We start from the raw sequence: 8,775 nt of genomic DNA, 5'->3' as shown, positions 1-8,775 counted from the left end.
CTGATGCGGAAAAGAAGTTCATGGAGGGGCAATACGGGATCAATCGCCGCCTGGTCATGCACAATGACTTCGTGATCGTGGGTCCGCCTGCGGATCCAGCCGCTATTAAAGGCTCCAAATCGTCGCCGGAAGCTTTCAAGAAGATTGCCGGGGGATTTCTTTTTGTCTCCAGGGGAGACAATTCGGGGACGCATGCCAAGGAAAAGGCCATCTGGAAAGCCGCGGGGATCAACCCTGAAGGCGGAAAATGGTATCAGCAGACAGGGCTGGGCATGGGGCAGACCCTGAATGTGGCCGCGGAGAAGAAGGGCTACACCCTTACCGACCGGGGGACATGGCTCTCCCTGCAGAAAAATCTGGGGCTTCCCATCCTCATGCAGGGAGACCCAATCCTGCTGAACATCTATCATGTCATAGAAGTCAACCATGCCAAGTGGCCGAAAGTCAATGCGGCAGGCGCCAAAGCCTTCGCCGATTTCATGGTTTCCGCCCAAACCCAGAAAGTCATCAAGACCTTCGGCGTGGACAAGTACGGTTCCCCCCTGTTTTTCCCCGATGCAGGCAAGCGCGTGGAGGACCTGGGGAAATAAATGGAACTGATTCTTCAAGGCTTCCTGAAGGCCATCGAGCTGCTTGTTTCCCTGGATCCTGAAGTCCTTGGAATCACGCTGCTGTCACTGAGGGTATCAGGAACAGCCACTCTGATCAGTCTTTTTCTCGGCATATCATCGGGAACCGCGGTGGCCCTCACCCGGTTCCCGGGCCGAAAGTTCGTGGTCAGCCTGATCAACACCGGAATGGGACTTCCTCCGGTGGTGGTGGGGCTCTTTGTCACCATTTTCCTGTGGAGAAACGGGCCTTTCGGCTTTCTGGAGATTCTCTATACGCCGACAGCCATCATTATCGCCCAGGCGGTCATTGCCACGCCGATCGTTACCGGCATCACCCTGGCCGCCATTCAGAATCTTCCTCCCAATCTGCGCCTCCAGATCCTGGCCCTCGGGGCTACCCGCATTCAGATGCTCTGGCTTCTCATCCGGGAGGCCCGCCTGCCCCTGCTGGCCGCCGTCATGGCCGGCTTCGGCGGGGTCATTTCCGAGGTTGGTGCCTCCATTATGGTGGGTGGAAACATCAAGGGATATTCCCGGGTGCTCACGACGGCCACCGTTATGGAGACGGGGCGGGGAAACTTTGACACGGCCATCGCCCTGAGCATCATTCTCTTATTGCTGGCCTATATGATCAATTACCTGCTGACACGGATCCAGCAGCGGGAGCGCCCCCGATGACCATGTCCGCCCCGATCCTCCAGGGAAAAAGACTTGTGGTCAAGCGTGGAGGAATTACCGTTCTGGATATTCCGGACTTCGAGATCAAGAAGGGAGGGGTCCTTTCCCTCATTGGACCGAACGGTTCCGGAAAATCCACGCTCCTTCTCACCCTGTCCTGCCTGCTGAAGCTCTACAAGGGCACGCTGATCTTCAACGGGCGGCAGATCAACAATCGACAGAGCGAACTCGACTATCGACGGCAGATTGCCGTTGTGTTCCAGGATCCGCTTCTCTTTGATACGACGGTTTTGGAGAATGTGTCTTCCGGCCTGAAAATAAGGGGGGTGGATAAACGCGAGCGTACAAGGATTGCGGAAGATTACCTGGAGCGCTTGGGAATCCCGCATCTGGCGAAACGTTCAGCGTGCAAGCTCTCCGGAGGAGAGGCTCAGCGGACCAGTATCGCCCGCGCCTTCGCGATTCGTCCGGCCATCCTTTTTCTCGATGAGCCCTTTTCCGCGCTGGACCCGCCCACGCACGAGGGCTTGATCTCGGACCTCAACCGGCTTCTGCAGGAAACGGACACAACGGCGGTCATGGCCACGCACGATCAGATGGATGCCCTGCGCCTATCCGATCGCATCGCCGTGCTCCAGCAGGGGAAGGTTGCCCAGACCGGTTCGGCAGACATGGTGATGAACCATCCGATCAATGAATTTGTCGCCTCCTTCGTCGGGATGGATACGGTTTTAACCGGTACCGTCCGGGAAATCCTGGAAGGCGACCGGATGATTCTCGCCGTCGGCAAACGGGAAATAGAGGCTGTGGGAGATCTGCCCAAAGGGGAGGATGTGCTATGCTTTGTTCGTCCGGAGAATGTCATCCTCTCGACGGACTCGCCTGCAGAGCACAGCAGCGCCCGGAACACCTTTTCGGGCCGGATTGTCCGCATCGCGCCCCATGGACTGTTTTACCGCGTGGATCTGAACTGCGGCTTCGACCTCATTTCTTACATAACCCGCTCATCCCTTGATTCTCTGGGGCTCCGCGAAGGCCAGACCGTCAAGGCCTCCTTCAAGGCCACGGCCATCCATGTAATCAAGAAATCATCGTAGTTTGTTTCCGCCACCTTCTTCCGCCGGGCGGAAGATCCTGGTTCATCCATTGGTTCACGCTTAGGTCTGAAGAAGAAAATGCTTTATGTTTCTTCCAATATAGATTAAATGAATTTCATGGTACTGATAATTGGGAATCAAGAAGGATCGATTTAACACCTATATGAAATTGTACATTGGATTTGATGACACGGACAATGCGGAAGCGACAATCGGGACCGGCAAGCTGGCGCGTCACTTTGAAGACCTCCTTCCCGGAGGCTGCCGCCTGTGGGGGGTGGTCAGACAGCAACTTCTCGTTGATCCCGGAATACCTTACACCTCTCACAACAGTTCTGCCTGCGTGGTTATCGAGATGTCCGATGTGTCGGTTAACGAGGCAATTCTAAAGCGGGCAGTCGAGCATATCGAAAGGGAATCCCTGCCGGGGAGCGATCCCGGATTATGCGTGGCCTTGGAAGGGCACCCCGTTCTGTCCGCCCTGATCGCTTTCGGCAAACGATGCACGGAAAAAATTGTCACCCAGCAGGAGGCCTTGGAGGCAGCCAGGGGAGTCCATCTGTCCGGCCATGGCGGGACGAATGGCGGAATCATCGGAGCGGCCGCCGCGGTAGGGCTTTCAGCCTGGGGGTGGAGCGGACGATTCATTGAGTTTAGGGATCTGAGGGCCCATCCAGAAGTGGTGTCCGTGTCCAGATTGACGGAGTGCGGAATTACCGTTGTTTCCCTGGATAGAGACGCCGTGATCCCGCATCCGGAAGATATGGTTTTCACAAAGGGCTGGCTGCGTCCCAGGCATTGGGGGCACAGCGCCGTTTTGCCCGTGATTCAGACGGGTAAAGGCCAGTGGGAAAGTTTGGGTGGAAAACGGAAAAAGCAATAACACATCACAGAGGAGGTATGACCATGGCAGGTAAAATTTTTTATCGGGAACGCCGGAAAGTCGGTGAAGGGGAAAAGAAGCCGCGGTACACTCTGGTTGCCGTGACGGATCTGGATCTTACCTTCTATCCGAAACACATGCGCAAAAAGGAGCTGGAGCAGATTGCTGAAGCGGTAGGGGCGGAGCTTGTCCTGTTGACTCATGGCGAAAAGGAAAAGGAAGAGGAAGTGGAAGTTAAGGACTAAGGGGGGAGTCTCATGGGGCTTTGGCGTGAACGGGACGGACGGCGTCTGCATGTAAAGAGTAAACTGATGGGGGAAAGCCTCGTCAGCCGGTCGTTTATGGAGAGCATGACCGTTGCTCCGCAGCGGCGGTTTTTCCCCGATGTGGACATTATAAAAATTGGCGGACAGTCCATCTGTGACCGGGGCGTCAAGGCCCTCCCCTCAATCATCGAAGAGATCGTTGCCAACAAAAACGATCACAAGATGCTCATCACCACGGGGGGCGGCACGCGCAGCCGGCATATCTATTCCATCGGACTGGAGCTGGGCATGCCCACGGGCATTATCGCCAAGTTCGGCAGCTCGATTTCGGAACAGAATGCTCTGCTGGTGTCGACCATGCTGTCACCCTCGGGTGGAATAAAGATCGGGCATGATGAAGTCATTAAATTGTCAACCTATTTTGCCCAGGGTTGCATCCCGGTGATGCATGGAATGCCTCCCTACGATTATTTCGCAATTCCGGCAAAGAGGTGGCGGGTTCCTGTGCACCGGACGGATGTGGGAACCATTATCCTGGCAGACTTGATCGGTGCGCGCAGTTGCATATACATCAAGGATGAAAAGGGTTTGTACACGGATGACCCCAAAAAAAATCCCGAGGCGGAATTCGTTTCTATAATCAACGCTACCGAACTTCTAGCCCGGGATTTTGACGATTTGATCATTGAGCGCCCCTGCCTCGAAATTTTGCAGAACAGTGAGGTCATCAACAGCATCCAGATCATAAACGGTCTGGAAAAGGGCAACATTACCCGGGCGTTGAAGGGCGAACATGTGGGAACCATCATTCTCAAGGGATGAAAGGGTGATCGCCTCCGAGGACGAATCCTGAAATGTCCTATTCATCCCTCCGCAACCAACCCTGCGGTGGAAGCGGGAATCTCGTGGAAGCTGCAGGGCCTCGTCTATTTTTTCCTTGAGTTCTGTCATCATGTTATTCCGTATTATCCGTCAGGAAAATGATCCGCCAGGTTTTACTCTCGCGCCCTGGATGGCACTTCCTTGGAAATAATCCGCCCTCTCCATTTTTCCGAAAAAATCAGACAAATATAAACGATATTTCTTGACAACAGATTACACTATGTTTAAATAAACATTACAATTTGTAATGATATCTGACCTGTTGTATGTCCTGTCATTCAAGTTATTTCTCGTCCTGCCGTCAGAATCTTCTTGAATCCAACTCTTTGGCTTCTGCTGTACATATATGAAATCACGCGGTAATCTGAAATTGGTTTTATGTAGGTGAATCAGATGTGAATCTCTTTGCCGTCCAAAAATAAGCTACATTATACTTGACAAGTGATTACGTTATGATAAAGGTAGCATCACAGATTGTAATGAACATCTATAGAGGAGTAAAAACATGAGGTACGCAGAGACTGGGTACAATTTGGAAATTGATTTGACCACCGGAAACATTGAGAAGGTGGAAACGGACCCGAGAGACACAGAGGCATTGCTGGGGGGCTTGGGTACCAACGCCAAAATCATGTGGGACAGGGTACCCCCGGAAGTCGAACCCTTTGATCCCGAAAATCTGCTCATCTTCGGCGCTGGCCTTTTGTGCGGCACGATGTGTCCTGGGGCGAATCGCACAATCGTTACGACGGTTTCTCCCCAGACGCGGTTCATGGCCTATTCGATGATGGGGGGATTTTTTGCGCCGGAAATGAAGTATGCCGGCTATGACAAGATCATCCTTCGCGGCAAGTCCCCGAAGCTGGTTTACATCTGGATTAAAGACGACAAGGTGGAAATCCGCGATGCCGCTCATCTTTCCGGCAAGGGGGCTGTGGAGACGCAGGATCTGATCCGTGCGGAATTGAAGGAACCGCGGGCCCACGTGGCGGCCATTGGTCTGGCGGGCGAGAACAGGGTCTGGTATTCATCCATCGAACAGGGACGCTCCAGCGCCAGCCGTCAGGGACTGGGCGGCGTCATGGGAGACAAGGGCGTCAAGGCCATCGCGGTTCGGGGCACCAAGGATATCAATGTATATAAGCCGGCCGAATTGCACAAGGAATGCGACTGGATGATGGAATACATGATGTGGCGCCAGGAGAACCCGGTTCCCAAGATGATGCCCATCATGGCCATCCTCGGATCTCCCCAGGAGATGATGGAATGTGACGAGAAGTGGCACACGGAGAATTTCGTGTGGGGAAATGCCCGGACCCGGAGAAAGAATTTCTGGACGCCGGAAATCGAGGAAGCCTGGACACATACTCAGGTCAGCGTGCGCACACGGCTGATCAGCTGCTACAACTGTCCCATCAAGTGCGGCGCCGTCATCACCATTCCGGGACAGGCTGCCTACATGATGAAATGCTTTACCAAGCTCACCTATGCCCTGGGCGCCATGGTGGATTCATTGGAGTTCAGCTTGACGATGGCTCAGAAGGCTACGGAATACGGTCTGGACGGGTTCTCGACGCCCCAGGTCATCGCCTTTGCCTGGGAACTCTGGGAAGCGGGAATTCTCACGGATGAGGATTTTGCGGGAACGGAAGAATATCCTCCCTGTCCCATGGGTGACAATGCCGAAAGGTTCGAGTGGCTGATGGATCGGATCGTCCGCCGCCAGGGCATCGGAGACATCCTGGCCAATGGTGTCTACTGGGCGGCCCGTAAGATCGGTAAAGGTGCGGAAGTGTACGATCACAATACAATCCGGAAACATGAGCAGACTCCTCTCAAGCTCGGCATGGTCAATCCCCTTTACTACCTGATGTATGCCACCAATGAAAAACTGAACATCACCCAGATTGAAGGCCAATGGCCCCAGATGCCCTACAAGGATCCGGCGGACAGGGAGGCCTTTGTGAAGGACTGGTTCCATGTTCCCGCTGAGCATTACAAGGAGTACTTCCTGAAATGGGAGCCCAAGGGAGAATTCGCAATGCCCTACTATCCGGGAATCAAGGAGTGCTGTGAGATCGTGAACTGGATGGAGATGATGCACTACATCGATGACGCCACCGGTGTCTGCACGGGCATTTCGGCTTTCCACCTGAAGCCGCCCTATCATATCCACAACTATCCGAACATTATTGCCTATGCAACGGGTCTCGATATTGACGAGGAAAAGCTGATCACCTTCACCAAGCGGGAGCGGCAGCTGGTCCGGGCCAACAATGTCCGCAGAGGATGGAGAAGAGAGGACGATACGCCGCCTGAAGACCACTGGGCGAAACGGCTTCCGGAATATGAGAAGCAGCTCCTCGATGCGTACTATGAGTTCAAGGGCTGGAACATGGACGGGATTCCCACCAAGGAGACGTTGCTGGAGCTGGGCCTGGGGTATGTTGTAGAAGACTTTGAGAAGAGAGGTATTTTATAAAATGGCCACGATAAAGAAAATTATCAAGACGATCAACGTCGATGTATCCAAGTGTAATGGCTGCCGGGCGTGCGAGATGATCTGTTCAGCCTTTCACGCAAACCCGAAATACAGCGTCATGAATCCTGAGAGATCCCGCATTCGGCTTTTCCGTGATCCGCTGAGAGATTTGTATCTCCCCATGTATGCCGGCCCTTATGTTGAGGCGGAATGTATGGGAAGAGAAAAATATATTATCGACGACAAGGAATACGATGAGTGCGATTTCTGCCGGGCCGCCTGCCCGTCCAGGGATCTTTTCCATGAACCCGATTCCGGTCTTCCTTTGAAATGCGACATGTGTGAAGACGATCCTCCCCAGAAAGAACCCCTCTGCGTCAGATGGTGCCCCAATGACGCCCTGACCTACGAAGAGAGAGAAGAGGAAGTGGAGGAGCAGGTGGAGATGGAGGATGTGGAGACAGGGTTGGCCGCCTTGGTGGACAAGTACGGCTGGGAGAAGATGAAGGACACCTTTGCCCGGATGCAGCTGAAGGACTGAGGGCTTAGCGCTCCGTAACGTAACGACATCCAGTGAAATTATCCGGTTGAATCCGGCGGGGTGCAGGTCGTTGGACGGCCCTGCATCCGCGCCGGAGGAAGAAGTCGGAAACAGGATTATTATTTAAGGAAGGAAATCGATGGAGACTATAGCTCCTTACAAAGAGATTATCGTCGAAGTGAAATCGCACGGTGGAGACGCCTTCAAGCGATGCTTTCAATGCGGGTTGTGCGACAGTGTCTGCCCCTGGAACCGGGTGACGACCTTCAGTATGCGCAAGCTGGTCCGGGAGGCCACCTTCGGCCTGACGGACATCGAGAGCGAGGACATGTGGCGCTGCACCACCTGCGGGAGATGTCCCCAGCAGTGCCCGAGGGACGTAAAGCAGATCGAATCCGGGGTTGCCCTGCGGAGGATCGCCACGGAGTACGGGGTATTTCCCCATTCCGTCCTGCCCATCAAGTCGATTCGAGGCAGCCTCGTGGGTTCGGGGAACCCCCTGAACGAAGAGCGGGGGAAGAGGGCGGACTGGGCCAAGGGACTGAACGTTCCGGAGTTCACCGAGGATATGGACATCCTCTATTTTCCGGACTGCTACGCCTGCTATGACCCGAGGATGAAGAGGGTGGCCGTGGCCACGGCTAAGGTTCTGCAGAAGGCGGGGGTCAATTTCGGCATCCTGGGCGAGAAGGAAGTGTGCTGCGGCGAGAGCATCCGCAAGGCGGGTGACGAAGAGGTTTTCAGGCGCCTGGCCAAGGAAAACATCAAGGCCTTTGTCGACGCCGGGGTGAAGAAGATCCTGGTGTCTTCCCCCCATTGCTACCACACCTTCAAGAACGAGTACCCGGAGTTCATGGTGAACTTCGAGATCGTCCATATTTCCCAGTTCCTGGCCGAATTGATCCGGGACGGGAAGCTGACCCTCAGCGGGGAGTTCGCCAAGAAGCTGACGTGGCACGACCCCTGTTACCTGGGCCGGCACAACGGCATCTACGCCGAGCCCCGGGAGGTTCTCCAGGCGGTTCCCGGAGCGGAGTTCACGGAGCTTCCGGAGCACCACGCCAACAGCCTGTGCTGCGGCGGCGGCGGTGGCCGGATCTGGATGGAGACGGTGAAAGGGGAGCGGTTCTGCGACCTTCGGATCGATCAGGCGGTGGGCGTCGGCGCGGAGGTGCTGGTGACGGCGTGTCCGTACTGCATCACGAACTTCGAGGACAGCCGGGTGACCATGGGGTTTGACGAGAAGATCGAGGTCAAGGAGATCTCGGAAGTGATTGCGGAAGTGATCTAGCACATAGAGGATGAGATATTTTTTTTTCACGAATTCATCAATTC

Annotated in this window: 9 protein-coding genes; all 9 read left to right on the top strand. The window is 54.7% G+C overall.

Annotation, left to right across the window (positions count from 1 at the left end; translation table 11 throughout):
- A partial coding sequence (locus AB3175_RS11245; protein WP_367361033.1) for a substrate-binding domain-containing protein occupies positions 1–590 on the top strand: 590 nt, incomplete at its 5' end.
- A complete protein-coding gene (locus AB3175_RS11240; protein WP_367361032.1) occupies positions 591–1,289 on the top strand; it encodes an ABC transporter permease in 699 nt (232 codons plus the stop codon). It begins immediately after the preceding gene.
- Positions 1,286–2,386 carry an ABC transporter ATP-binding protein gene (locus tag AB3175_RS11235; RefSeq protein ID WP_367361031.1) on the top strand — a complete coding sequence of 367 codons (1,101 nt, stop codon included), beginning with the start codon at positions 1,286–1,288 and terminating at the stop codon, positions 2,384–2,386. Before AB3175_RS11240 ends, AB3175_RS11235 begins: the two co-directional genes overlap by 4 nt.
- A gap of 163 nt (positions 2,387–2,549) precedes the next feature.
- Positions 2,550–3,269: a hypothetical protein gene (locus AB3175_RS11230; RefSeq protein WP_367361030.1), complete on the top strand. Its 720-nt coding sequence runs from the start codon at positions 2,550–2,552 to the stop codon at positions 3,267–3,269.
- 23 nt (positions 3,270–3,292) lie between these two features.
- Positions 3,293–3,514 (top strand): hypothetical protein, encoded by a 222-nt coding sequence (locus tag AB3175_RS11225; protein WP_367361029.1) that lies wholly within the window; start codon positions 3,293–3,295, stop codon positions 3,512–3,514.
- A gap of 12 nt (positions 3,515–3,526) precedes the next feature.
- Positions 3,527–4,357 (top strand): uridine kinase, encoded by an 831-nt coding sequence (locus AB3175_RS11220; protein WP_367361028.1) that lies wholly within the window; start codon positions 3,527–3,529, stop codon positions 4,355–4,357.
- Between the two features lie 565 nt (positions 4,358–4,922).
- Positions 4,923–6,899, top strand: a complete 1,977-nt coding sequence (locus AB3175_RS11215; RefSeq protein ID WP_367361027.1) for an aldehyde ferredoxin oxidoreductase N-terminal domain-containing protein — start codon at positions 4,923–4,925, stop codon at positions 6,897–6,899.
- A gap of 1 nt (position 6,900) precedes the next feature.
- On the top strand, positions 6,901–7,440 hold the full coding sequence (locus AB3175_RS11210) for a (4Fe-4S)-binding protein (RefSeq protein WP_367361026.1): 540 nt from the start codon (positions 6,901–6,903) through the stop codon (positions 7,438–7,440).
- Positions 7,441–7,579: 139 nt separating this feature from the next.
- Positions 7,580–8,731 carry a (Fe-S)-binding protein gene (locus tag AB3175_RS11205; protein ID WP_367359594.1) on the top strand — a complete coding sequence of 384 codons (1,152 nt, stop codon included), beginning with the start codon at positions 7,580–7,582 and terminating at the stop codon, positions 8,729–8,731.
- Positions 8,732–8,775 lie beyond the last annotated feature (44 nt).

Source organism: Syntrophus sp. (in: bacteria) (assembly GCF_040768185.1).
Taxonomy (GTDB): domain Bacteria; phylum Desulfobacterota; class Syntrophia; order Syntrophales; family Syntrophaceae; genus Syntrophus; species Syntrophus buswellii.
Note: the sequence above shows the minus strand (reverse complement) of the source record. Positions and strands in the feature narration are given on the sequence as shown.

Bases quoted from the DNA above. Each gene is read 5' to 3' on its own strand.
- AB3175_RS11220 (WP_367361028.1), top strand. From the start codon at position 3,527: ATGGGGCTTTGGCGTGAACGGGACGGACGGCGTCTGCATGTAAAGAGT.
- AB3175_RS11210 (WP_367361026.1), top strand. From the start codon at position 6,901: ATGGCCACGATAAAGAAAATTATCAAGACGATCAACGTCGATGTATCC.
- AB3175_RS11215 (WP_367361027.1), top strand. From the start codon at position 4,923: ATGAGGTACGCAGAGACTGGGTACAATTTGGAAATTGATTTGACCACC.
- AB3175_RS11205 (WP_367359594.1), top strand. From the start codon at position 7,580: ATGGAGACTATAGCTCCTTACAAAGAGATTATCGTCGAAGTGAAATCG.
- AB3175_RS11235 (WP_367361031.1), top strand. From the start codon at position 1,286: ATGACCATGTCCGCCCCGATCCTCCAGGGAAAAAGACTTGTGGTCAAG.
- AB3175_RS11230 (WP_367361030.1), top strand. From the start codon at position 2,550: ATGAAATTGTACATTGGATTTGATGACACGGACAATGCGGAAGCGACA.
- AB3175_RS11225 (WP_367361029.1), top strand. From the start codon at position 3,293: ATGGCAGGTAAAATTTTTTATCGGGAACGCCGGAAAGTCGGTGAAGGG.
- AB3175_RS11240 (WP_367361032.1), top strand. From the start codon at position 591: ATGGAACTGATTCTTCAAGGCTTCCTGAAGGCCATCGAGCTGCTTGTT.